The organism is Paenibacillus solisilvae (assembly GCF_042656405.1).
Classification (GTDB): domain Bacteria; phylum Bacillota; class Bacilli; order Paenibacillales; family Paenibacillaceae; genus Paenibacillus_Z; species Paenibacillus_Z solisilvae.
The window spans coordinates 36,267-61,340 of record NZ_JBHSOW010000079.1 but is presented as its reverse complement, the minus strand read 5'-3'; the positions used below and the strand labels follow the sequence as shown (position 1 = coordinate 61,340).

The following is a 25,074-nucleotide window of genomic DNA, read 5'->3' as shown; positions in this document are numbered from 1 at the left end:
CAGGCGGGCCAGCCGCAGCGCGGCCCGCGGCGCCTTCGGCGGTTGCGCCGCAGGCCTCCGGCGCAGCCGGAGCGGCGCGGCCAGCTCCTGCTGCGGGCCCGCGCAGCAGCGCCGCAGCAGCGGCAGCGCCGCCTGTGAAAGCCGCTGTGCAAGGGAAGCGGCAGCAGCGGCTTTACGTCAAGCTCGCGGCCGGCCGCGATAAGCCGGCCGCGCTGGAGCAGCTTAAGTCGCTCCTGGCAGGCAGTGCCGGAGCGCTTGAAACCGTTCTGTTCTACGAAAGCGAACAGAAAACGGTGGTACTGAGCGATGCTTACCGCATAAAGCCATCCCCTCAGCTGCTTGTCCAAATCGAAACGATTTTCGGAAAGGGTTCAGCTGTGGTTAAATAGATAGATCTCCTGAGAACCGTCTGCCTTGCTCTTGGATATATGCACAAAATTTGACATGCACATGTTTTTCCCAGTCCGCATACATTTAGGAGACACGGAGCTTTCATCATACATTGGCCTATGGTATAGGTGAAAATCCGAATTCACTGCTTGAACGAATTAAAGCGGGCAGACCAGGCTTTCATTTTGGTCGATCTCCCTGCATTTCGTACAAGCTGATGCGGGGAGATGAATCCATGGCGTCCGAGATGGAGAAGTGGCTTGAAAGACGAGGTGTGACAGTCGGTGATGTAGCGGATATCGTTTGGACGCTGCAGCTGCCGTATAATCCGGACCTGACGTTACAAGAATGTGAAGAGAGCGTTTTGGCGGTCTTGAATAAACGAGAGGTGCAGTATGTGCTGTTTACCGGTATTGCACTTGATGAATTAGCGGAGCGCAAGCTTCTCCCGGAGCCACTTCAGGCCATTATGGAAGCCGATGAATCCTTGTACGGTGTGGATGAGACGTTAGCGATGGGCATTACGAATGTCTACGGCATGATCGGCTTAACAAGTTTCGGTTATTTGGATAAAGTAAAGCCGGGCATTATTCGCAAGCTCAATGAGAAGGGCAGGCATGTCCATGTTTTTCTGGACGATCTCGTAGCGGGTCTTGCCGCTGCCGCTTCCGCCCGAATTGCTCATCAGGATCCCAAGGCCAACCGGTACGGTCTGTCCTGAAATTTCCCCAAGAAAACGGAAGATACCGATTCGGAAAAAAGCGCTCTCCTCGTTTCCAATCTTGTGCCGTTGCGATTAAAACAAAACATATGGTATCATTATGACATCATATGCCTAGATACCATGAGTTTGTGTGACGATGCCTGCTCTCACGCTCATGCTGCGGATCGATTTTCTAATTATGCTCAGGAGGTTCCTTTCATGTGGACGGTTATCTATATCGCGCCGACGGCAAAAATTGCGGAGAGCATCAAAAACCGGCTGACCCAGGAAGGGTTTCTCGTTAAGATTCGACCGATCAATATGTCCAAACAGCAGTTTGAAATTTTGGTCCCGTCGGGAGAACTTGAAGAAGTGCAGGAAGTACTTAACCATATTTTGAATTCGCAAAGATAGTTTCAAACTACTGCGCCCCCAAAGAGGTGTCACTTGTGTTCAAGGACTTATTTCATAAAAGAAAATATGCGACAATCCCTTCCGGACAGCAGCCGCGCACGAAGCCGGATATTCCTGAAGGTTTAATGTCGAAATGCCCTAAATGCGGCAATATTCAATTCAGTAAAGAGATTGAGAAGAATCTCAAAGTTTGTACCAGCTGCGGACATCATTTTCGTCTGAATGCCAGAGAACGAATAGCCGTCACTTTGGATGAAGGACGAATCGAAGAGTTTGATGCTGAACTGGAATCCGAAGATCCTCTTCAATTTCCAGGTTATGCAGGCAAGCTGGAGGCTCAGAAGAAGAGCTCCGGATTACGGGATGCGGTTATTACGGGACAAGGGACGATCGGCGGATTGCCGGTCGTCGCTGCTTTCATGAGCTTTGACTTTTTTGCAGGGAGCATGGGATCCGTTGTCGGCGAGAAAATCACGCGCGCCATCGAACAAGCCCATGCGAAGAAGCTGCCGATGATTATTTTCTCAACCTCGAGCGGCGCCCGAATGCAGGAAAGCATTCTGAGTTTAATGCAAATGGCGAAGACAAGCGCCGCCCTGGCGAAGTTCCAAGGTGACGGAGGGCTCTACATTTCCGTTATGACGGATCCGACGACGGGCGGTGTTTCCGCGAGCTTTGCCATGCTGGGCGATTACAATTTGGCCGAGCCCGGCGCTCTGGTCGGTTTTGCCGGCCGGGTGGTCATTGAGCAGACGATTCGTCAGAAGCTCCCTGATAATTTTCAGACCGCTGAGTTCAACCTGCAGCATGGCCAACTTGACAAAGTTGTGCATCGCAAAGAGCTGAAGTCACTACTTACAAAGCTGCTTGAAATGCATGCTGTAAAGGGGGATATCGCCCATGGCGGGTGAGTTGCCGTTTGAAAAGTCGCTTAACGAGACGCGAAAGAAAATCGAAGAACTGAAGAAAATCAGTTTGGAATCAGGCATTGATTTTACAGATGAGATTAATCTTCTGGAAGAAAAATGCAAGAATCAGCAAGAAAAGCTTTACAGCGAGCTGACGCCGGCACAGAAGATGCATTTGGCGCGTCACCACAGCCGTCCCACTTCGCTTGACTACATTCACACCATCTTCAGTGATTTCATTGAGCTTCACGGGGATCGGCTGTTTGCGGATGATCTTGCGATTGTCGGCGGTTTAGCAAAGCTGAATGGTGTTCCCGTTACGGTAATCGGCCATCAACGGGGCAAAGATACGAAGGACAACATTGCCCGTTTCTTCGGCAGTCCCCACCCGGAAGGGTTTCGTAAAGCACTGCGGCTCATGCAGCAGGCGAATAAATTCAACCGTCCGATCGTGACGTTCATCGACACGAAGGGCGCTTATCCGGGCAATACGGCAGAAGAACGCGGTCAATCCGAGGCTATCGCAAGAAACCTCCGTGAGATGGCGGTATTGGGAGTTCCCATTATCTGCGTGGTTATTGGCGAGGGCGGTAGCGGCGGTGCTTTGGCATTGGGTGTAGGCAACCGGGTCCTGATGCTTGAGAATGCGATTTATTCCGCTATCTCGCCTAATGGTGCAGCTTCAATCTTGTGGAAAGATGCATCCCGTGCAGATGAAGCGGCATCCGTAATGAAAATCACGGCGGAAGACCTTGTTGGATTTGGTATCGTCGAAGAAATTATAGCCGAGCCTCAGGGCGGTGCGCATCGTGATTTGGCCGTACAAGCCGAGACAATCAAGGAAGCGGTCTGGCGCCATCTGGAGGAGCTCTCTAAGCTATCTGCCGATCAGCTGATTGCGGATCGCTATGAGAAATTCCGTAAGGTAGGCAAGTTTAAATCGCCGGCTGTATCGACTGAAACATCCGCGGAGATTGTCAAGTCTGTCGAGTCGGCACAAGTCTAGAGATATATGCTTGTACAGTACAAGCTTAAATCATACAAATTAAAGTCACAGCTGTACCAAATGGAGGATGGAATTTAATTATGCGCAAAACGAAAATTGTCTGTACAATCGGACCATCAAGTGAATCACTTGAAAACACCAAGAAGCTTATCAACGCCGGAATGAACGTAGCTCGTCTTAACTTCTCGCATGGTGATTTCGAAGAGCATGGCAACCGGATCAAGAACATTCGTCAAGCATGCAGCGAGCTTGGCACAACCGTAGCGATCCTTCTTGACACGAAGGGTCCTGAAATTCGTCTTGGCAAGCTGGCGGATGAGTTTGAACTTGTACAAGGCGAAACGGTTACACTGACAACTGAAGAAATCATAGGGGACCGCAGCCGCATTCCGGTTACGTACTCCAATTTGCCTGCTGATGTTCATGTGGGTTCGACGGTCCTAATCGATGATGGTTTGATCGGCCTTACCGTTGAGAGCATTGAAGGCACAGAAATTCACTGCCGCATTGTGAACAGCGGTCCGGTCAAAAGCAAGAAGGGCGTCAATGTTCCGGGAGTGCATATCTCCCTGCCTGGTATCACGGAGAAGGATGCCAATGACATCGTGTTCGGTATTGAACAAAATGTTGATTTCATTGCAGCTTCTTTTGTCCGTAAAGCGACGGACGTGCTTGAAATCCGCGAGCTTCTTGAGAAGCATAATGCCAGCCATATCCAAATCATCTCCAAAATCGAAAACCAGCAAGGTGTCGATAACCTTGACGAGATTCTAGCAGTTTCTGATGGTTTGATGGTTGCGCGCGGTGATTTGGGCGTAGAAATTCCGGCTGAAGAAGTGCCGCTCGTTCAAAAACAAATGATTCAAAAATGTAACCGCGCAGGTAAACCGGTTATAACAGCAACTCAAATGCTCGATTCCATGCAGCGCAACCCGCGTCCAACCCGCGCAGAAGCAAGCGACGTAGCCAATGCGATATTTGACGGTACAGATGCAATTATGCTCTCAGGCGAGACTGCTGCCGGTAAATATCCGGTTGAATCCGTTCAAACGATGTCCCGTATCGCCGTTCGTGCGGAATCCGCTCTTGACTACCGTGAGATTTTCACGAAGCAGGCCAATGCGCAGCAAACAACGGTTACAGAAGCAATCAGCCAAGCGGTAGCTAATTCCGCATTGGATCTGCAGGCCAAAGCGATTATCACTTCAACTGAGAGCGGATATACGGCCCGTATGGTATCCAAATACCGTCCGAAATCGCCAATTATTGCTGTAACGCCTATTGAGCCTGTCATGCGCCGTCTTGCATTGACTTGGGGTGTTGTTCCAGTGCTTGGAACATCGGCTGAAACAACGGATGAAATGTTCGATATCGCGGTTCGCGGCGGAATTGATTCCGGTAACGTTAAATTAGGTGATACGGTTATTATTACTGCTGGTGTACCGGTGGGGCGTTCAGGTTCCACGAACTTAATCAAGATCCACACGGTCGGTGAAATGATCGCAAAAGGACAAGGTATCGGTACGCAAAGCGCGACAGGAAGAGTAGTCGTGGCACGTACGCCGCAGGAAGCGATCCAAAAAACAACAGAAGGCTCCATTCTAGTTACCGTTTCGACGGACAAGGAGTATATGCCGGCGATTCAAAAAGCTGCAGCTGTTATTACGGAGCAGGGCGGAATCACGAGCCATGCTGCGATCGTAGCTTTGAATCTGGGTATCCCAGTCATTCTTGGCGTACAGCACGCTCTTGAACTTCTTCATGACGGTTCAGAAGTAACGGTATATGCGGAAGTGGGAATTATCTACTCCGGTCAAGCAAAAGTGCTGTAAGAAACCTGAGCAAGAATATCGAGCTTTGACAATACACATACAGGGGCGATGGTGCGAGGGCACCGTCGCTTTTGTTCATCTTATGCCTATTAAGTGTTGGGAAGGTTGTGATGAGATTGACAGAGCCGGATGCTGCGATATGGCATTTGCATGCACTCAGAGTGAGATATCAAGAAACCGATCAAATGGGAGTCGTATTTCACGGGAACTATGTGACCTGGTTTGAAATTGGCCGTACGGAGTTCGTAAGAACGCTTGGGATGTCTTATCAAAAGATCGAGCAAGCGGGGATGCTGCTTCCGGTAGTTGATTTGTCCTGCAGCTATGTATCGCCAGCCCGCTATGATGATCTTGTTGTGGTCTGCACCGCCATCGAGAGCTTCTCACCGATTCGGATATCGTTCCGTTCTGAAGTCAGACGAATAAGCGTAGGCGAAGAAGCAGGCCTGCCTAAGTTATGGTTAGGAGCTGAGCCGGCAGGCGAGCTGCTGGTCAAAGGCGGTACGAAGCATGTATGGGTGAATGCGCAGTTTAAGCCTTCGCGTCTGGACAAAGCTATGCCTGAGCTGCACAGGCTGCTTGCGCCTGCAGCCGACGGGACGCTTGTAATCGAGGGAGGTAATTAGCATGCTGAGATGGATAATAGCGGCAATTATTATCATACCTGCCGTAGAAATTTGGGGCATTATCAAGATGGGACATTGGATTGGCGGCTGGGCGACATTCTTATTGATTCTGTTAACCGGCTTTGCAGGTGCACAATTTGCAAGATCAGAAGGCCGCAAGGCATTATTGGATGTGCAGCAGCAGCTTCAGTCCGGTCAGCCTCCAGGCCATGCAATGCTTAACGGATTATGTGTGCTCATAGGCGGTTTGCTGCTCATGCTTCCGGGGTTTCTGACCGATATTGTCGGTATTACCTTATTATTCCCGCTCACCCGCCCGTTCTATCGTCTTCAGATGCTGCGGTTTCTGGAGAAGAAGCTTCGTAATGGATCCTTCATCATCCGAAGAAGGTAAAATAAAAAGCAGCTCCCAAGGATGATCGGCGTTGACCTGATCACAGCAGGAACTGCTTTGAATGGATTTATTTGGCAGCGCCCTTCATAATAAAGGCATATAAGTCTTTAAATACATTCGCCCTATGAATAGCGGACAGAATAACGAGCGATACGGGTCCAATAATAAGACCTATGACGCCAAAGAGTTTCAGTCCGACAAACATCGCGATAAGAGTCGGGAGAGGATCCAGTCCAACGCTGCTGGCCAGAACCTTCGGCTCCAGAATTTGTCTTGTAACGAGAATGACGCCATATAGAATCGATAATCCAATACCAAGCTTAATGTCGCCGTAGATAAAGGTGAAAGCGATCCATGGTACCATGGCAGCTCCTACACCCAGATAAGGGAGCAGATCGACAAGTCCGATGAGCAAACCGATGGATATGGCATAATCGACCCGCAGAATCGACAGGCCAATAATGACAACAACCGCAGTAATAGAGATCATAATGAATTGGGCGCGGAAATAACCGAACAATGCTTTTTGCAAATCTGTCCAAACTGCGTTTGTTGACTTCCGGATGCCGTCAGGGAACCAATCCTTCATTTTGTGAAGATGACGGTACCAATCCTTGCCGATGAAGAAAGCGGCGAGCATCACGACGACCATAATGGTCGCCACATTAGGCAGAGATGAGATCAAATTGACGACTCCGTTTAAGATAAAAGTAATCACGTATGTACTTGTCTCTGCAAGCAGATTGGCGGTGCTGGAAATGCGTGCGTTAATGGTCTCATGATAGCTGGGGTTGTTCTTGTAAAAGTCATTGACTTTGCCAATCAAATCTTGAATGTCAGGCGATGCGATAATGGCCTGAAACTTTTCCCGCCACCATTCGATGGTTGAATTGAGCGATTTGGAGAGATGAATGATCTCAACGACCATTTTGGTGACCAGAGCGGTGGCAATCGTAATCACACTGGTTACAAACAGGAGAAGGGTTACGCAAACGGCCAGCCAACGCGGAAATTTAAGCTTCCGGGTCAGCATGTTAACGACCGGATTGACAAAATAAGCAAGCAGCCAGCCGATTATGAACGGATAAACAAGCGGCGTGACATAAATGAGCGCAAGTACAAATACTGCAATTCCCAGCAGAACAAGCAGTGAACGGCCAATACGCCTCCAAACAATGCGGTCCATTTGATCCCTCCTAGTAAGAGCTTCACGAAGTGAAGCTGGCATCGAAAGCGTTACAGAGCTTCACGAAGTGAAGCTGGCCTCGAAAGCGTTATTGAGCTTCACGAAGTTGTTACTGAGCTTCACGAAGTGAAGCCTGCGCCGATCCATGCACAATATTCTATGTCATATTGTAACATGCCGGTTTATGTTTACCAATAAAACGCAAATGAGAACCCAGACTTTACGCTGTATTTACAATTCTATAACATATTGCAAATAGTGAACCTACATAATAGAGATACTCGGCATTTTTTTATCAGGAGGATTCGCATGAATAAACCATTGTCCCAGTATGTCAACCGCGATCTAAGTTGGATTGAGTTTAATCGAAGGGTTCTCGAAGAGGCTCAGGATCCAAATACTCCCCTGCTGGAGCGGGCTAAATTTCTATCCATCATGTCCAGCAACCTCGATGAATTTATGAGTGTCCGAGTGGCAGGCATCCAGGATCAAATGAAAGCCGGCTATACCAAGAAGGATTTTACCGGTTATACACCTGCCGGTTTATGGAAACGGCTTATGAAACGGGCCTCCCAAATGGTTGCTGATCAATATCGCACCTACCGCGAAGTACTGAGAGGACTGGAAAGAGAAGGCATTTGCTTTCGCTCTATAGATGAATTGAACCTCACTCAGCTCGAAGCAGTCGATCGGTATTTTCACGAAATCGTATTCCCGGTTCTCACTCCGATGGCTGTGGACCAGAGCCGTCCATTTCCGCTGCTTCATACGAAAGAGCTCTATTTAGCCATACTGCTCGGGCGTGAAAATATGCCACCTGAAGAAGAACCTTTTTTCGCAATTGTTCAAGTTCCTTCCATTCTTCAGCGTTTTGTTCCCGTTCCGGGACGGCCTGCAAGTAAGAAGCTGGACTTTTTGCTTCTTGAGGATCTCATCGAACGTAATATTAATACGCTATTTAATGGATATACGATGATAGATGTGAATCCGTTCCGTCTCACGCGAAATGCGGATTTGACGTTAAACGAAGAGGGTGCGGAAGACCTGCTCGAAGAGATCGAGAAGGAGCTGCGCCGCCGCCGCTGGGGGATGCCGGTAAGACTGGAGTATGCAAAGGGGATGCACCCCTATGCGCTTCAGATGCTTAAAGAAGAGCTCGAGCAGGGAGATAATATGATTGAGATTGACGGACCGCTCGATTTAACTTTTCTAATGCGGTTTGCCGGCTCTCTTCAAGGCTTCGAGCAGCTGAGATATGACCGTATCGAGCCTGTTTATCCGCATGAGCTTGAGGAGACGGATGATATGTTCGCCCTGCTCCGGCAAGAAGATGTATTGATGTACCATCCGTATGAGTCCTTCGATGCTGTGAATGATTTCGTGACGGATGCGGCTCATGATCCGGATGTGTTGGCAATCAAAATGACACTTTATCGTGTCAGCGGCCAGTCTGCTCTTGTACAAGCGCTAGCTAAAGCGGCCGAAGCCGGTAAACAGGTTACGGTGGTCGTTGAGCTGAAGGCGAGATTCGATGAAGAGCGCAACATTGCATGGGCGCGCCAGCTGGAGAAGGCAGGCTGTCATGTTGTTTATGGTCTGGTCGGCTTGAAGACACATGCCAAGATCACACTTGTCGTTCGCAGAGAGCAGCATATGCTGCGCCGGTATGTCCATGTCGGTACGGGCAATTATAACGATAATACGGCCAAGCTTTATACAGATATTGGTCTGTTCACCTCTCATCCGATCATAGGTGCGGATGCCTCAGCGCTGTTCAATGAGGTCACAGGCTATTCATCTCCTTACGAATGGAAGGCCTTCGGCGTTGCTCCGACGGATTTGAAGCAGAAGCTGTTTGGCTTAATCGACCGGGAGAAGGAGCATGCGATTGCCGGGAGAAAGGCGCATATCATTGCAAAAATGAACAGCCTATCGAATCAAGAGATGATCGATAAGCTGTACGAAGCTTCGCAAGCGGGTGTTAAGATTGAGTTAATTATCCGCGGTGTATGCTGTCTAAGACCTGGAGTTCCAGGGCTTAGCGAGAATATTCGAGTCATTAGCATCGTCGACCGGTATCTGGAGCATTCCCGGATTATCTATTTCCTTAATGGGGGAGAAGAAGAGCTGTACTTATCCAGTGCAGACTGGATGACAAGGAATTTGACCCGCCGGATCGAGCTGATGTGTCCTGTGTTTGACGCAAGGCTGCGTAAAATGCTTGTGAATGTGCTTCAGCTGAACCTCAATGATAATATCAAATCACGTGAGCTGCAGCCTAGCGGCGATTACGTACCTGTAAGGAATGAGCTGCCGCCGTTCAGAAGCCAGTTCGAGGCGAAAACAATTCGTAAATGGAAGAGCTACCTGTAGTCGGGCAGCAAGAGGACGGGAGTCAGGCCCCACATTTTTTTGAAGTCGCCGGCTAATGTATCCACTTCCTTGCGCTCTACAGCGAGTGAGCCATCGGCACGAACAGCACGCAGAAGAAGCCTGCCGCCCGTGTTCTCGATCACCAGGCGGCCGATGGCCTGCGTCTGGCTCCTATCAAGCGCTACAGCGAGCTGCAGCAGGGAACCCAGCCGGCATATCATCATCACGTCTTCCTCGCTTAGCAGCGGCTTATAAGCCGCTGCCAGCTGCCTTGCCCGATTCTTGCTTTTGTAAGAAGCTATTCCGGCACAGAGCAGAATTTCCCTATGGGTCAATCCGTTCATATGGGAATTAATCATCAAGTAAAAGGTGTGTTTCGTGTAATCGTTATAATCGATGCTGGCTCCGATACGATAGAGGGTCGAGGCGGTATCCATCCACAGCCTCGCCTGCCCGGGAAAGACAGGGGGCTCCTGCTTCAGCGAATCGTATAACTGCAGAGCGGCTCTATTCACCTGCATCATATGCTGCTGGGGCGCTTCTGGATGAAGGGCGGCGATATTGTTTACGCTGTAGGTCAGAACGTCATCCATACGCGGTTTTGCGGGAAATCTTGTGGAGAAGAACAGACCATCCCGAAGGCCTGCACCGCAAATGATATACGTGGAAGCCCCGATTATCCGGTATATGGTTCGCAGAATTGCAATGCCGGGTACGATAATATCAACACGGTCTTTAGACAGACCGGGAATTTTGTTGCGTTTATCCAGCGGCTCTTTGCGGATCAGCTCGAACAGATCATCGGTGTCTTTACCTGACATAGGGTAGTTGTGAAAGCTTTCAAATGGATATCTGACATGAGCCTGATGGACTTTGCCAAGCGCCCGAATCGTTCCGCCCACACCTACCAGAGGCAGACCAGGAGACCATTTGAGCCAGCCTTCACGTTCCGCTGCTTCTGCGACAAGCTTCTCAAGCGCCCGCAGCTGATCTTCCGAAACTACGCCTTTGGAGGAGAAACGGCGTGTCAAGCTTACGCAGCCAAAAGGAAACGAGACAGCCTGTACGAGCGTTCTGTCTTTGAAAACAGAAACCTCCGTGCTGCCGCCGCCGATATCGATCAGAAACCCGTCTTTGATATCCATGGAATTGATCATGCCGAGGAAACCGTAGCCCGCTTCCTGCTCTCCGGATATCAGCTCAATAGGCAGACCGGATTCGGCTTCTATGCGGTGAAGCAAATACTCCCGGTTCGAGGCATTGCGGACAGCAGCAGTAGCAACCGCACGGATATGTCCCGTTCGATGATGAGCGCATATGAGGCGAAAATGGTTAATGGTCGCCACCAGCTCATCAATTCCTTTATCGGGCAAGGCGCCGGTGTCATCTATTTGTTCGCTCAGCCTAGCCGCACGTTTGCTTCCATCAATGACACGATGTGCCCCAGTTGCAGTCCGCTCGTATACAACTAGGCGAATGGAGTTGGAGCCGATGTCAATAATGCCGATGCGTTGTTCAGTCATGAGAAGCCTCCGGTTTTAAAAAACTTATTTTTTCTGCTAAAGTACATATTACCACTTGTCCGCTCGATGCAAAAAGAAATGTTTTGGTTGGATTAATTGGAGTGATTTAGGGAAAAATAATGGCAGCATTTGCGCACCAATTATGGCAGAAAAAAACTTTATGATGCCGATAAAGCATTTTTATGTCCAATTTTATTCACTTCCCTGCCGAAATCCGATATGATTAGAACGATGATACGGAACCGAAGCCCTTTTTTGTTATCCACGTCATGAGCAATTGAGCTCGAAGCGCTCTGGCAATTGTTCATTACAGTGCCCTGGGAACTGCCGCTGCTTTGATTACAACGTATATTTAAACGAGCTAAAAGGAGAGAGAAACATGACAGCAACCAAAGGTCTAGAAGGCATTGTCGCTACGACATCCTCAATTAGTTCCATTATCGATGGCGTGTTGACATACCGCGGTATTGATATCGACGATTTGGCAGAACATGCTTCTTTTGAAGAAGTCGCTTATTTACTTTGGTACGGCAAATTGCCTAACCAGTCTGAACTGGATCAGCTGGTCAAACAGTTTGGCGAATTGGCAGCAGTACCTGCCGGAGTAATTGACCAATTGAAACTTTATCCTAAAGATACGAATTCCATGGCTGCGCTGCGCACAGCAGTTTCGAGCCTTGCTTTGTACGATGCGTCTGCAAACGACATGTCCAAAGAAGCGAACATTCTTAAAGCGATTAAGCTGCAGGCTCAAATCCCTACGCTTATTGCGGCATTCGCCCGTATTCGCGAAGGCAAAGAACCGGTAGCTCCTAAGCAGGGAGTAAGCATTGCTTACAACTTCCTTTATATGCTGACAGGTCAAGAACCGGATCAAGTTGCTGTTAAAGCGCTTGACCAAGCACTCGTTCTTCATGCGGATCACGAATTGAATGCTTCTACATTCGCTGCACGTGTTACCGTGGCGACGTTGTCTGATATTTATTCCGGCGTAACTTCAGCAATCGGCGCTTTGAAAGGACCTCTTCACGGAGGTGCTAATGAAGCGGTTATGGTTATGCTTGAAGAGATCGGATCGTCTGCGAACGTTGAGCCTTATATCAACGAGAAGCTTGCGAATAAAGTGAAAATCATGGGCTTTGGCCACCGTGTTTACAAAAACGGCGACCCGCGTGCAAAGCATCTTCAAAAGATGTCCCGTGAGCTTGGTAAATTGACAGGCAACATGGAGCTTTATGAAATGTCCGTTAAGATTGAAGAGCTGGTAACAGGTCAAAAAGGATTGAAGCCTAACGTTGACTTCTACTCCGCTTCTGTTTATACAACGCTTCAAATTCCGCGCGATCTGTTCACACCAATCTTTGCGATCAGCCGTGCATCCGGATGGACGGCCCACATTCTTGAGCAATACGAGAACAACCGTCTAATCCGTCCGCGTGCCGAGTATACAGGTCCAGTGGATCAAGAGGTAACACCAATCGCTCAACGTTAAACGGTTCGCTGATCCGTTAGCGGAAGCCGCCGCCCTGACGGGGTGTCAACGAGCAGCGCCTATGAAGCTGCCAAAGTTGGCTCCCGTCATGCTATGTTAGGGTCCATTTAGCCTCATCACTACAAATTCATTTCTAAAAGGAGAACAACTATGCAGCTCGAAAAATTCGCAATGCCTACAGAAGGCGACAAAATCACGATTGACAATGGTGTTCTGAACGTTCCTAGTAACCCGATTATCCCTTTCATCGAAGGTGACGGCACTGGCCGCGATATTTGGAAGGCTTCCAAACGCGTCCTTGACGCAGCTGTTGAAAAAGCATACAACGGCGAGAAAAAAATCGCTTGGTACGAAGTATTTGCCGGCGAAAAAGCATTCAATGAATACGGAGAATGGCTGCCGGCAGATACGTTGACTGCAATTCGTGAATACATCGTAGCGATCAAAGGACCTCTTACAACGCCAATCGGCGGCGGTATCCGTTCCCTGAACGTTGCACTTCGCCAAGAGCTTGACCTGTATACTTGCCTTCGTCCGGTTCGTTACTTCACCGGTGTGCCTTCACCGGTAAAACGTCCTGAGCTGGTTGACATGGTCATCTTCCGTGAGAACACAGAAGATATCTATGCAGGTATCGAATATCAAGAAGGCTCCGATGACGTTAAGAAAGTTATTGCTTTCCTGCAAAATGAAATGGGCGTTAACAAAATCCGTTTCCCTGAAACTTCAGGTATCGGTATTAAACCGGTTTCTGCTGAAGGTTCGAAACGTCTTGTGCGTTCCGCTATTGAATATGCACTGAAACATGGCCGCAAATCCCTTACACTCGTTCACAAAGGCAACATCATGAAATTCACAGAGGGCGCCTTCAAAAACTGGGGTTACGAAGTGGCTGAACAAGAATTCGCTGACAAAACATTCACTTGGGGCGAATATGACCGCATCAAAGAAGCTCAAGGCACTGAAGCTGCGAACAAAGCTCAGAAAGATGCAGAAGCTGCCGGCAAGCTGATTGTTAAAGATGCAATTGCGGATATCGCACTTCAGCAAGTTCTGACACGTCCTACTGATTTTGACGTTATTGCTACATTGAATCTGAATGGCGACTACCTCTCTGATGCACTTGCTGCACAAGTAGGCGGTATCGGTATCGCTCCAGGCGCTAACATCAACTACTTGACTGGACATGCGATCTTCGAAGCCACTCACGGTACAGCTCCTAAATATGCTGACCTTGATGTTGTAAACCCTGGTTCGGTTATCTTGTCAGGTGTTATGCTCCTTGAGCACCTTGGCTGGCAGGAAGCTGCTGATTCGATCTACAAAGGTCTGGAAACAGCAATCAACAACAAAACCGTTACTTATGACTTTGCCCGTCTGATGGATGGCGCTAAAGAAGTGAAATGCTCGGCGTTTGCTGATGAAATTATTGCAAACCTATAGTTGATAATGACCCCCTAAATTCCCCTGGAAGAGGGACCCCAAGGGCTTTGGCTTTGCCCTTTGGAATCCCTCTTGACTGACGTGGGAGCTGGACTAGCGCCTTGAAGGTGCTTGGGCAGGGGCTTACGCCAATAACGGACTGCTTCACATTGCGTTATTGGCACGCTTGCTGTGTTCGAGGAGAGCCGCTTGATGCGGCTTTGAATAATCGCTGTCGCGATTGTAGAACATGTACAGACAAGATCAACGACAAGATCAAGACTCGCGAGATCAAATAAAAGCTACTGGAGGCAATTCGATCATGGCGATTAAACGTAATAAAATTACTGTTGTTGGTGCTGGTTTTACGGGTGCTACTACTGCTTTGATGCTTGCGCAAAAAGAACTTGGAGATATCGTGCTTGTTGATATTCCGCAGCTGGAGAACCCAACTAAAGGTAAAGCGCTTGATATGATGGAATCCACACCTGTTCAAGGCATCGATGCCAAAATCATCGGTACTTCCGACTATGCGGATACGAAGGATTCCCAAGTGGTTATCATCACAGCCGGTATCGCTCGTAAACCAGGGATGAGCCGTGACGATTTGGTTAATACAAACGCCGGCATCGTGAAATCCGTATGTGAGAATATCAAAGCTACCAGCCCGGATGCTTATGTTATCATCCTCTCCAACCCAGTTGATGCCATGACTTATGTAGCTTTCAATACACTTGGTTTCCCTAAGAACCGTGTTATTGGCCAATCCGGAGTACTTGATACTGCTCGCTACTGTACATTCATTGCAGAAGAGCTGAACGTGTCCGTTGAAGATGTTCGCGGCTTCGTGCTTGGCGGTCATGGCGACGATATGGTGCCATTGGTTCGTTACTCCAACGTAGGCGGTATTCCTATCGAGAAATTGATCCCGGCCGATCGTATTGAAGCAATCGTTCAACGTACACGCGTTGGCGGCGGCGAAATCGTTAATTTGCTCGGTAACGGCAGTGCTTACTACGCACCGGCTGCATCCCTTGTGCAAATGACAGAAGCTATCTTGAAAGATAAAAAACGCATTACACCTGTAATCGCCCTTCTTGAAGGCGAATATGGTTACGATAATCTGTTTATGGGTGTGCCCGCTATCCTTGGCGGCGACGGCATCGAGAAAGTTTTTGAGCTTGAACTGACTGCAGATGAGAAAGCAGCGCTTGATAAATCAGCTGTCTCCGTTCGCAATGTCATTGCGATTGTTAACGGTTAAGGATCAAATTCGAAACAGACCTCGTGAAGCACATGGGACCCTGACTAATTCGTGTCAGGGTCTTCATTTTTTCATCGATGAAAGGAGGGAGTTTCATTGAGTAATCAGGCACGGCAAATGTTGAAGCAGGTGTACGGCTTTGATTCCTTCCGCAAGGGACAGGAGGATATCATCTCCGGATTGTTGGAGGGAAAGGATACCTTGGCTATACTGCCGACCGGCGGAGGTAAATCCGTCTGCTACCAGCTGCCCGCACTGCTGCTCCCAGGCACGACGATTGTGGTGTCGCCGCTTATTTCACTCATGAAAGATCAGGTGGACGCGCTTAACCGGCTGGGTATCTCGGCTGCTTATTTGAACAGCTCACTGGATGCGGCTGCATATCGGGATGTGGTCAGGCAAACCTCGCAGGGCGTCTATAAACTGCTCTACGTTGCGCCTGAGCGTCTGGATGGAACGATGTTCGAATCGCTTGCCAGCCAAATGCATATTCCGCTCATAGCAATTGATGAAGCGCACTGCGTCTCCCAATGGGGACATGATTTTCGGCCAAGCTATCGTCAGCTTGCCAGCTGGATTGGCCGCCTGGAGAATCGTCCGCCCGTTGCAGCTTTCACGGCAACAGCTACACCGGAGGTATCGCAGGATATTGCCGATATGCTCGGGCTCCGCAAACCTAATGTATTCGTTACCGGATTTGCACGGACGAATTTATCCTTGTCGGTCGTAACAGGAACGGATAGACGCAAATTCCTTCGTGATTATTTGGCACAGCGCCCGGATCAGTCAGGTATCGTATATACGGCCACTCGTAAAGAGGCGGAAGAAGTTTGTGAGGATTTAAACCGATTAGGAGTTCCGGCGGCCAAATATCATGGTGGACTGAGTGACCAGGAGAGAGCGGATGCGCAGGAAAAATTCCGTTTTGACGAAATCCGCGTCATGGTCGCGACGAATGCTTTTGGCATGGGAATTGACAAGCCGAATGTCCGGTTTGTTGTTCACTGGCAGATGCCCGGGGACGTGGAGTCTTATTATCAGGAGGCGGGAAGGGCCGGACGCGATGGCGAGGAAAGTGAATGCGTGCTGCTTTTCGAGCCTCAGGATGTTCAGGTCCAGCGGTTTCTCATTGAGCGCAGTACGGCGGATGCAGAGCGCAGAACGATTCAATTAAACAAGCTGTATACGATGATGCATTACAGCCGTTCAGATCGATGCTTGCTCCAGTTTATCGTTAGTTATTTTGGGGAGGCCGATGTACCCTCCTGCGGCAAATGCAGCAACTGCCTGGATACTAGCGCGAGAGTAGATATTACAGAGGATTCACGTAAGGCGTTATCCTGTGTGGGACGCTTGAAAGGAAGATTCGGCGTTTCACTCGCGGCTAAAGTGCTTAAAGGCTCCAGAGAAAAACGCATTATTGAGTTCGGCCTCGATCGTCTATCCACCTATGGCTTGCTGCGTAATTACGTTGAGAAGGATATTACGGATTTATTGTATTACCTCGTAGCCGAAGGTTATCTCCGAATTAGCGAAGGGGAGTATCCGACTGTGTCGCTGACTGCAGAGGCTTTGCCTGTGCTGGAAGGCAAAGTAACGGTGTCGCGTAAACAATCCGCTGCTGTTAAACGCAGAACAAGCGAGAGCTCGGCTGTATCAGCGGCGAACTCACCGCTCTTTGAAGCATTAAGAGAGTGGCGAAGAGAGGCTGCGGCGCGAGAGCATATTCCGCCTTTCATGTTGTTCTCTGATGCAACGCTTAGGGAGATTGCCGACCGGCAGCCGGTGGTGACCGAGCAGCTGCTTGAAGTCAAAGGGGTAGGTAATGCAAAAGCAGGCAAGTACGGCAGTGATGTTATTGCGCTTGTCCGGAATCATCGTGGAGATCATTCAGCCCAATTGGAGAGTGGAACGGACAGCAGCAGATCCGCATCCGTTAAAACGGTCAAACCAGCCGCCGCGTCTGCCAAAATTTCTGGTGAACCGGCCCGGTCAGATGGCCAATCGAGTCATATGCAAACCTTGATGATATACAATGAAGGTCAATCCATAGCCGATATTGCCGCGCTGCGCGGGATGAGCCGGGTGACGATTGAGAATCATTTGCTCCGCTGCGCCGAGGAAGGCGAAACGCTCAATTGGGATGATTTTATCCCTCAGCAGCATGAGGTGCTTATTGTAGAGACAATTGCCGCGATTGGTGCGGAGAAGCTGCGTCCGATCAAGGATGCACTGCCCGGGGATATCGATTATTTTGCAATTAAGGCGGTCATGGTCAAACATAACTTGACTCATCAGCCGGAATAAACCGTTCTCTTTGAATTTGGCTGTCCATTCTAGTATACTTGAAACGATAATAAAGGTTAAAGAGCGGATTGAAGGCAGAATCGAACAAACTTGGAAGTATCGCAAAAATCGAAGCTTACGCTTACGAAGCGAGTTTTTGCTGAGGCATTCAAGGGTTGAATGTCCAGGCAGAGCCTCGCAAAAACTATGCCGATGCTTCCGAAGCGAGTTTTTGCCGAGACATTCAAGGTATTCTTGAATGTCCAGGCATAGCCTCGCAAAAACTTTTAGGAGGAGAATGAATGACGGATTTTTTGTTGTTTTTGCATGTGGTTGGCGCAGCGGGGATGGGATTATATATCGTGCTTCCGGTTATTATTGGCCGCGCTTCCAAGCTTGACGGCGGTGGACAGGCTGGTCTTGCGGAGGGGCTTGTTTCAGCAAACCGGGTTGCGCAGTATTTTTTAGTGCTGCAGCTGCTTACTGGCGGATATTTGATGTCGCAAGGGGAGTACAAAGTAATCTGGATGATTATTGTGACGATCCTTTTCTTAGCGATTGCAGCACTTGGCGGTATTATAAGTAAACCGCTTAAGCAAATTGCGGTATCCATTCAAACCGGGAAAAGCGCTTCTTCCGATATTGCTAAAGCTCGTGTACTAAGCATCATTATTCTACTGATCTACTTGGTGATTATTTACTTTATGAAATTTCCAATCTATAAACAACTATAATTTACTGAGCTGAATGGGGGCGGAGAATCGTGACAAAGATTACACCGGATTTATTGACATTCGGTGAGACGATGGCGTTATTCATGCCGCAGGAGTACCGCGGTATTGAAGGGGCAGCCTCACTTGAACAAAGCTTTGGAGGAGCTGAGAGCAATGTAGCGATTGGGGCTGCCCGGCTTGGCTGCTCTGTGGGCTGGTTCGGCGCTCTGGGCGACGACCCTTTTGGCAGGTCGATCTTGAAGCGGATCCGTGGAGAAGGCGTTGACGTTTCGCGTGCGAAGCTGGTTTCCTCTGCACCAACCGGCATGATGTTCCGCGAAATGATTGCCGGCAAGCTGGCGGTTCACTATTACCGTAAACATTCAGCTGCCAGTCAAATGCAGACTGGTGATCTTGATTTGGATTACATAAAAAGCTGCAAGCTGCTTCATGTGACCGGCATCACGCCGGCATTAAGCGAAAACTGCCGCGATACGATACTGGCGGCTGTCGCAGCCGCTAAAGAAGCTGGAGTTAAGATCAGCTTCGATCCGAACCTGCGGCTTAAGCTGTGGTCCATCGAGGAGGCACGGCGTGTCGTATTGCCGCTGGCCGAGCAGGCGGATTACTTCCTGCCGGGCTGGGACGAGCTGCGGATGCTTTACGAGACAGATGATTTTGAAGTAGTCAAAGACAAACTGTCGCATTTGAAAGCAATCAGCATAGTGAAGGGTGTCGGAGACACAACTGTTGTTATGGATGGCGGACAAACGGTAGAAGTGCCTTTCTACCCGGCGGATAAAGTCGTAGATACAGTTGGAGCGGGTGATGGTTTCTGCTCGGGCTTTCTGGCAGGCATCCTGAAGGGGATGACACCGGTGGAAGCCGTACGTTTAGGCAGCATCAATGGCTCGTTGGTCGTTCAAATGCGGGGGGACTGGGAAGCGCTGCCTGATTGGCCGACCGTTGAGCGCCGTCTCTATGACAAAGGCTGGGTGGAACGGTAATGGCAGATGCACAATCGTCCAAAGGTCATCGGCGCCGTGAGCAAGTGATGAACCTGTTAAAGCGGCAGGGCCGAATTACGATCCAAGAAGTAGTGGAGCGGTTTGGTGTTTCGGAGGCCACGGCAAGGCGGGATCTCGAGCTCATGGAGAAATCAGAGCCGGTAATCCGGACGATTGGCGGAGCTATGTACGATGGCATGAACACGGTGCGTGAGCTTCCCTTCGCCGAGAAGGAAGGTCTTTCTTTCCTGGAGAAGGAACGGATAGCGGAGGCTGCTGCTGCTTTAATTGAAGAAGGCGACGTGGTTGGATTATCCGGCGGCACGACGAATTATTATTTGGCTAAGCTGCTCAAGACGCGCAGGGGAATCACCGTAGTCACGAATACAGTCAATGTGGCGATGGAGCTTGCCGGAAGCGATATTCAAGTCGTCGTTACCGGCGGCATGATGCGCCATAACAGCTTTGAGCTGTGCGGACCGCTGGGCGAGGGAATGATCGGACAGCTCAATCTTGGCAAAATGTTCCTGGGTGTAGACGGTGTCTCTTCAACCGGCGGTATTACGACCTATTCGGAGCAGGAGGCACAAATCGCCAAAGCGATGATCCGCCGTTCACAAGCGACCTATGCCATGTTCGATCATACCAAAATCGGCCGAACCTCGTTATTCTCGATTGCTCCCCTGTCAGAGCTGCAGGGCTTCATTACGGACATGCCGCTCCCGCAGCAGCTTGCTGCAGCAGCGGAATCCTTCGGCATCCAAGTCTTTCTTGCGGACAAGGAGCGCCATTCGACTGATTGACCGACTAGTTAAGCAATGTCAGCCTGGGAATTGTATCCAGTGGCATTGCATTTTTTATTGAGGCATACGATTATAGATTGCTGTAATTATTTTCCTTTCTCAAAAAAATGATAAAAAGATTGAATAATCCCTGTTATTATGAGCTAATTTTGATATACTTCCTCTTGGGCGGTCTTTGTTTGCGCTTTCGCGGGCTGACAGGATCGTTATGAACCAGATGATATACGAAGTTAATGTTAATCTGCAGGATACTTCGTCAAATTTGAGGAGGAATTGCTATGTCTGAGAAACGAATCGTCGGAAATGCGTCTCATTCCTATGAAGTGGCAGAGGGCTGGGGAAAGCTGCCTGAAGGGATCACTTACGGCTATACGCATGGTATTGTGGTGGATGCTAAGGACAATGTGTATGTACATAACACAAGTAAAGACGCCGTTGTAGTATTTGATAAAGAAGGTCAATTCATAACCTCTTGGGGGGCGGAGTTCGAAGGAGGGGCACACGGTTTCTACCTGCATACGGATGCTGACGGGATCGAGTACTTATACTTCGCAGATACGAACCGGGCGCTTGTCGTGAAGACAACCTTAGATGGCAAAGTACTGCTGGAGATCGGGATTCCTGACCGGTCAGACCTGTATGATTCAGAGCGCCGTTACGTGCCGACGGATGTGTGCGTAGCGCCAAACGGGGATATTTATGTTTCCGATGGCTACGGCCAGTATTATATTCATCATTTCGACGCTAAGGGCAATTATATCCGCACTTGGGGCGGACGCGGTTCGGAACCGGGACAGGTTATCGAGCCTCATGGGATTTCAATTAATCTGCGCGGAGACGAACCGGAAATTTATGTAGCTGACCGTGCTAATCATCGTATTCAAGTGTTTACCTTAGAAGGCGAGCACAAGCGTTTCATTGATCATGATCTGGACCGCCCTTGCAGCTTCTATTTCTTTGGTGATGAAGTTTATCTGCCGGATTTAGACAGCCGGATTACTGTTTTGGATAAGAACGACAGACTCATCACACACTTGGGTGAAGATCAGCAGGCCTATAAGCAGCAAGGCTGGCCTAACCTGCCTAAAGATTATTACCGCCCTGATAAGTTTAGTTCGCCTCACGGTGTGTGCGTGGATTCACGCGGCGATGTGTACGTGGCAGAATGGATCTTCGATGGACGGGTTACGAAATTAGTCAGACAGAAGTAGTAAAAGCTTTTACCAGCTATCTGTCTTCATAAAGAGTAAAAAGCCGACGGTGATTGTATCTCCGTCGGCTTTATTAGGATTAGGACGATTGTGAGCTATAAATCTGTTTGCCATTGACCCAAGTCGAATGAACGGCCGTAAACGTCTCATCCGTCAACACAAGGTCAGCCAGCTTACCAATTGCTATGGTTCCGGTTTCCTGCAGCAGTCCAAGCTGCTTGGCCGGGTTGGTGCTGGCAAGCGTACTCACTTGAGGCACGGTTAGTGAGGTATTGGCAAGCATGAAGCGAAAAGCATCGATCATGGTCAGGGTGCTTCCTGCCAAGTTGCCTCCAACCCGCAGTTTAGCGACACCGGCAAGGACATCCACGGTCATTCCGCCCAAATCGTACTGCCCGTCACCGAGACCTGCGGCAGACATGGCATCTGTAATAAGGATGACTTTATCTGTTGTTTTGGCTGACATTAGGAGCCGTATTGCAGCAGGGTGAACATGATGGCCATCCGCAATAAGTTCCGCATAGATACGGTCTTCTGTCAGAACAGCGCCAAGCGTTCCTGGCTCGCGGTGATGAAGGCCGCGCATGGCATTATAAGTATGAACGGCTTGGGTAAGTCCAGCCTCCGCTGCGGCGATAATGTCTGCGTACTTCGCATCCGTATGTCCGCAGGCGGCTGTTATACCTTGTTCAGCCAGCCAGGAGACCAGCTCCAGTCCGCCTTCCTTTTCAGGTGCGAAGGTAAGCTGTTTGATGATGCTCGGATGCTGCTTGTTCCATTCCTGCAGCCAGTCCACTCGGGGCGGCGAGATAAAGCTGGGGTTTTGTGCGCCCGGCCACAGTTCGCTTATGAATGGGCCCTCCAAGTGAACGCCTGCGAGCGCTGCATAAGGCATGGGATGCTGGATGTATGCTGATGCTGCCCGAAGTACGGAATCAATATCCTCGCGCGAAGCCGTGACCGTTGTTGCCAGCATTCTGGTTGTACCTTTAGAAGCGTGAAACTTGGTTATTGTATCGTATGCATCCTTGTTTGCCTCCATAAAGTCAGCTCCATAGCCGCCATGAACATGCACATCGATAAAACCCGGCAGCAGCCAGCCGCCATCGCCGTCAATGGTTGGGATACCGGAAGCAGAAGCTCCTTCACAGCTCCCGCCTGCAATTTCTGTTATAACTCCGTTTTCGATCGTCAGATGCCCTTCCAGTATGGAATCTCCGATAACCATTTTCACATGATTAATACGCCATTTACCAGCAGCTTCGTTCATATCTCACAACAACCTCCCAGCCTCTTTATCCAGCAGTACGATAACATTTGCATGTGTTTGCAGCAAGGATGCCGGGCACTCTGTCGTAATTGGCCCCGTCAGAGCCCGCTTTACAATCTCGGCCTTATCAGCGCCTTTAACGACGAGCAGCACAGTTCGAGCTTTCAAAATCGAACCAACACCCATCGTAACGGCCTGCTTCGGCACTTCATCCAGGGAGCCGAAGAAGCGCGCGTTCGCCTCTCGCGTCTCCTCTTTAAGCTCGACAATATGGGTACCGCCCTGAAGCTCTCCATTCGGTTCATTAAAGCCGATATGGCCGTTATGCCCAAGTCCGAGTAATTGAATATCTACAGGCTGTTCTTCAAGCATACGGTCATATTCTTTGCATTCAGCCGCCAGATCCGGGGCTGTTCCTTTGGGTAAATGAGCCTGCTTACCTGGCAGATCAATATGTGCAAACAGATGCTGCTTCATATAATAAGCATAACTTTGGTCATGTTCAGGCGGCAGACCGACATACTCATCGAGGTTAAATGTAGTTGCATCTCTAAAGGAAATCTCGCCTCTTTGGTACATCTCTATTATTTTTCCATAAATACCGACTGGTGTCGAGCCTGTTGCAAGGCCCAGAGCCGCGTGTGGTTTATTGGCAAGTGTGGTTGCGAACAGCTGTGCAGCGTACTGGTCAAGCTCAGAAATCGTATCAAAAAATTTTAATTCCATCGGTGAACGCCTCCCAGTTGATCGTATTGAGTTAATTGTAAATCAAATCGACATCTATGACAATTAAAATGATTAAAAAATTCATTATAGTGATTTATACAATCATAATGTGGAAAGAGTGGTGAAGCTTAGCTTGTCCTAAATGGGGTACCGAACCTGGCAGGACCTTGTATTCACAGGAAGTTAAGGAATCAGTTTGCTGATTTTGCGCATCCACTGTTCGGGCCATGGAAATGGTTTGGACGTATATGGCGTTTAGGTAGGAATCTGCGTTATAGTAGAAGCATTCGCATGGTTGGTCGGAGCCTCATTGGAGGCGGAACACCTGTTGTGACACAATCGGGGCAGATGATTGTATTGTCAGAATATAAGCATTGTTAACAATGAATAGCATAGTAGCAGTGGCATTTCAGCTGGAGGAGATATACAGATGGCAGAAGATCGGACAGATGGCCCGGACAATGAAGAGCAGTACAAGACGACGGTTAAGCGCAAAGGCGAGCATATCCGCATCTGTTTGCAGGAGCAGGTGCAGAGTGTAGGAGTTGATACTGGCTTCGGGCGATACCGGTTTCGTCACGCTGCACTTCCTGAGATTAGTTTTCAAGAGATAGATACTGCAGCTTCTTTTCTGGGCAAAAGCCTGCGCGCTCCTCTGCTCGTAAGCTCTATGACCGGGGGCACAGGTGAAGCTTCAGCGATTAACCGCCGGTTAGCGGAAGCGGCAGAAGCCAGAGGCTGGGCTATGGGACTCGGCTCCATGCGCGCTGCCATTGAGAATGAGCGGCTCGCCGATACATTCGACGTACGCAGAGAAGCGCCTACTATACCGCTGATAGCGAACCTTGGCGCCGTGCAGCTCAATTACGGGTATGGCGTCGATGAGTGCCGGCGGACTGTAGAGCTTGCCGGGGCGGATGGGCTCGTCCTGCATCTGAATAGTCTTCAGGAGGTGTTTCAGCCTGAAGGAAATACGGATTTCCGCGGTCTGCTGGCGCGAATCGGTGAAGTTTGCCGCTATGCCGGCGTACCGGTAGGCATTAAAGAAGTCGGCTGGGGTATTGATGCCGGGGCGGCAGCAGCACTTGCTGCTGTGGGCGTAGCTTTCATTGACGTTGCCGGAGCAGGAGGAACCTCCTGGAGTCAGGTAGAGAAATACCGTTCGAGCGACCCTCTTCGTGAAAAAGCGGCAGAAGCTTTCGCGGATTGGGGGATTCCAACTGCGGAATGCGTGCGTGATGTACGTGCCGCCCTGCCTGAAGCCTGCATCATTGCAAGCGGCGGTATGTGCAGCGGAGCCGATGCGGCAAAAGCCTTGGCGCTTGGGGCTGATTTGGCCGGTTATGGGCGGATGCTTCTAAGCGGCGCAGCCAAGCGGGATGATTACACAAGCGGGCTTCATGCGCAGATGGAGCAAATTGAATTTGAGCTCCGCACAGCTATGTTCGGCATTGGAGTCCGTACGATCGGAGAGCTTCGTGCCACCGATAGACTGACAGAACGATAAAGCGTATGAGACTCGAGC

Annotated in this window: 21 protein-coding genes and 1 pseudogene; 18 read left to right on the top strand and 4 right to left on the bottom strand. The window is 49.6% G+C overall.

The window, feature by feature from the left end:
* The 8 genes and pseudogenes from ACFPYJ_RS20975 to ACFPYJ_RS20940 form a co-directional block, all read left to right on the top strand.
* Nucleotides 1-389: pseudogene (locus ACFPYJ_RS20975) on the top strand (DNA polymerase III subunit alpha); the annotation flags it as partial.
* Nucleotides 390-625: 236 nt separating this feature from the next.
* Nucleotides 626-1,111 carry a phosphatidylglycerophosphatase A family protein gene (locus ACFPYJ_RS20970; protein WP_379190173.1) on the top strand — a complete coding sequence of 162 codons (486 nt, stop codon included), beginning with the start codon at nt 626-628 and terminating at the stop codon, nt 1,109-1,111.
* A gap of 201 nt (nt 1,112-1,312) precedes the next feature.
* The gene (locus ACFPYJ_RS20965) at nt 1,313-1,507 is read left to right on the top strand and encodes a glutamate decarboxylase (protein WP_379190168.1); all 195 of its coding nucleotides are present in this window, start codon (nt 1,313-1,315) and stop codon (nt 1,505-1,507) included.
* 35 nt (nt 1,508-1,542) lie between these two features.
* Nucleotides 1,543-2,418 (top strand): acetyl-CoA carboxylase, carboxyltransferase subunit beta, encoded by an 876-nt coding sequence (gene accD / locus ACFPYJ_RS20960; protein ID WP_379190167.1) that lies wholly within the window; start codon nt 1,543-1,545, stop codon nt 2,416-2,418.
* The gene (locus ACFPYJ_RS20955; protein ID WP_379190166.1) at nt 2,408-3,421 is read left to right on the top strand and encodes an acetyl-CoA carboxylase carboxyltransferase subunit alpha; all 1,014 of its coding nucleotides are present in this window, start codon (nt 2,408-2,410) and stop codon (nt 3,419-3,421) included. Before accD ends, ACFPYJ_RS20955 begins: the two co-directional genes overlap by 11 nt.
* A gap of 80 nt (nt 3,422-3,501) precedes the next feature.
* Nucleotides 3,502-5,253: a pyruvate kinase gene (gene pyk / locus ACFPYJ_RS20950; RefSeq protein ID WP_379190165.1), complete on the top strand. Its 1,752-nt coding sequence runs from the start codon at nt 3,502-3,504 to the stop codon at nt 5,251-5,253.
* A 110-nt stretch (nt 5,254-5,363) separates the two neighbouring features.
* Nucleotides 5,364-5,879 carry an acyl-CoA thioesterase gene (locus tag ACFPYJ_RS20945; RefSeq protein ID WP_379190164.1) on the top strand — a complete coding sequence of 172 codons (516 nt, stop codon included), beginning with the start codon at nt 5,364-5,366 and terminating at the stop codon, nt 5,877-5,879.
* A 1-nt stretch (nt 5,880) separates the two neighbouring features.
* Nucleotides 5,881-6,273, top strand: a complete 393-nt coding sequence (locus ACFPYJ_RS20940; RefSeq protein WP_379190163.1) for an FxsA family protein — start codon at nt 5,881-5,883, stop codon at nt 6,271-6,273.
* Between the two features lie 67 nt (nt 6,274-6,340).
* Here ACFPYJ_RS20940 and ytvI read toward each other — a convergent pair whose 3' ends face one another.
* On the bottom strand, nt 6,341-7,459 hold the full coding sequence (gene ytvI, locus ACFPYJ_RS20935; RefSeq protein ID WP_379190162.1) for a sporulation integral membrane protein YtvI: 1,119 nt from the start codon (nt 7,457-7,459) through the stop codon (nt 6,341-6,343).
* Between the two features lie 309 nt (nt 7,460-7,768).
* Between ytvI and ppk1 the strand changes: the two genes are divergently transcribed.
* Entirely contained in the window at nt 7,769-9,832 is a 2,064-nt protein-coding gene (gene ppk1 / locus ACFPYJ_RS20930; protein WP_379190161.1) for a polyphosphate kinase 1, read from the top strand.
* Here ppk1 and ACFPYJ_RS20925 read toward each other — a convergent pair.
* The gene (locus ACFPYJ_RS20925) at nt 9,823-11,355 is read right to left on the bottom strand and encodes a Ppx/GppA phosphatase family protein (RefSeq protein WP_379190160.1); all 1,533 of its coding nucleotides are present in this window, start codon (nt 11,353-11,355) and stop codon (nt 9,823-9,825) included. The two genes, ppk1 and ACFPYJ_RS20925, sit on opposite strands and share 10 nt — an antisense overlap.
* Before the next feature lie 379 nt (nt 11,356-11,734).
* Here ACFPYJ_RS20925 and citZ point away from each other — a divergent pair, with 379 nt between their 5' ends.
* The 8 genes from citZ (at nt 11,735) to ACFPYJ_RS20885 (ending at nt 21,553) form a co-directional block, all read left to right on the top strand.
* Entirely contained in the window at nt 11,735-12,847 is a 1,113-nt protein-coding gene (gene citZ / locus ACFPYJ_RS20920) for a citrate synthase (protein ID WP_379190159.1), read from the top strand.
* Nucleotides 12,848-12,997: 150 nt separating this feature from the next.
* On the top strand, nt 12,998-14,290 hold the full coding sequence (icd, locus tag ACFPYJ_RS20915; protein ID WP_379190158.1) for an NADP-dependent isocitrate dehydrogenase: 1,293 nt from the start codon (nt 12,998-13,000) through the stop codon (nt 14,288-14,290).
* A 301-nt stretch (nt 14,291-14,591) separates the two neighbouring features.
* Entirely contained in the window at nt 14,592-15,533 is a 942-nt protein-coding gene (gene mdh, locus ACFPYJ_RS20910; RefSeq protein WP_379190157.1) for a malate dehydrogenase, read from the top strand.
* A 96-nt stretch (nt 15,534-15,629) separates the two neighbouring features.
* A complete protein-coding gene (recQ, locus tag ACFPYJ_RS20905; protein ID WP_379190156.1) occupies nt 15,630-17,840 on the top strand; it encodes a DNA helicase RecQ in 2,211 nt (736 codons plus the stop codon).
* A gap of 281 nt (nt 17,841-18,121) precedes the next feature.
* Nucleotides 18,122-18,553, top strand: a complete 432-nt coding sequence (locus tag ACFPYJ_RS20900) for a hypothetical protein (protein ID WP_379190155.1) — start codon at nt 18,122-18,124, stop codon at nt 18,551-18,553.
* 29 nt (nt 18,554-18,582) lie between these two features.
* Complete coding sequence (locus ACFPYJ_RS20895; protein ID WP_379190154.1) at nt 18,583-19,539, top strand: sugar kinase; 957 nt, start codon at nt 18,583-18,585, stop codon at nt 19,537-19,539.
* On the top strand, nt 19,539-20,342 hold the full coding sequence (locus ACFPYJ_RS20890) for a DeoR/GlpR family DNA-binding transcription regulator (RefSeq protein ID WP_379190153.1): 804 nt from the start codon (nt 19,539-19,541) through the stop codon (nt 20,340-20,342). Before ACFPYJ_RS20895 ends, ACFPYJ_RS20890 begins: the two co-directional genes overlap by 1 nt.
* 278 nt (nt 20,343-20,620) lie before the next feature.
* On the top strand, nt 20,621-21,553 hold the full coding sequence (locus ACFPYJ_RS20885) for a 6-bladed beta-propeller (protein WP_379190152.1): 933 nt from the start codon (nt 20,621-20,623) through the stop codon (nt 21,551-21,553).
* Between the two features lie 79 nt (nt 21,554-21,632).
* Here ACFPYJ_RS20885 and nagA read toward each other — a convergent pair whose 3' ends face one another.
* Entirely contained in the window at nt 21,633-22,823 is a 1,191-nt protein-coding gene (gene nagA / locus ACFPYJ_RS20880) for an N-acetylglucosamine-6-phosphate deacetylase (protein WP_379190151.1), read from the bottom strand.
* Nucleotides 22,824-22,826: 3 nt separating this feature from the next.
* Nucleotides 22,827-23,549 carry a glucosamine-6-phosphate deaminase gene (gene nagB / locus ACFPYJ_RS20875; protein WP_379190150.1) on the bottom strand — a complete coding sequence of 241 codons (723 nt, stop codon included), beginning with the start codon at nt 23,547-23,549 and terminating at the stop codon, nt 22,827-22,829.
* 430 nt (nt 23,550-23,979) lie between these two features.
* Here nagB and fni point away from each other — a divergent pair, with 430 nt between their 5' ends.
* Entirely contained in the window at nt 23,980-25,056 is a 1,077-nt protein-coding gene (fni, locus tag ACFPYJ_RS20870; RefSeq protein WP_379190149.1) for a type 2 isopentenyl-diphosphate Delta-isomerase, read from the top strand.
* Nucleotides 25,057-25,074 lie beyond the last annotated feature (18 nt).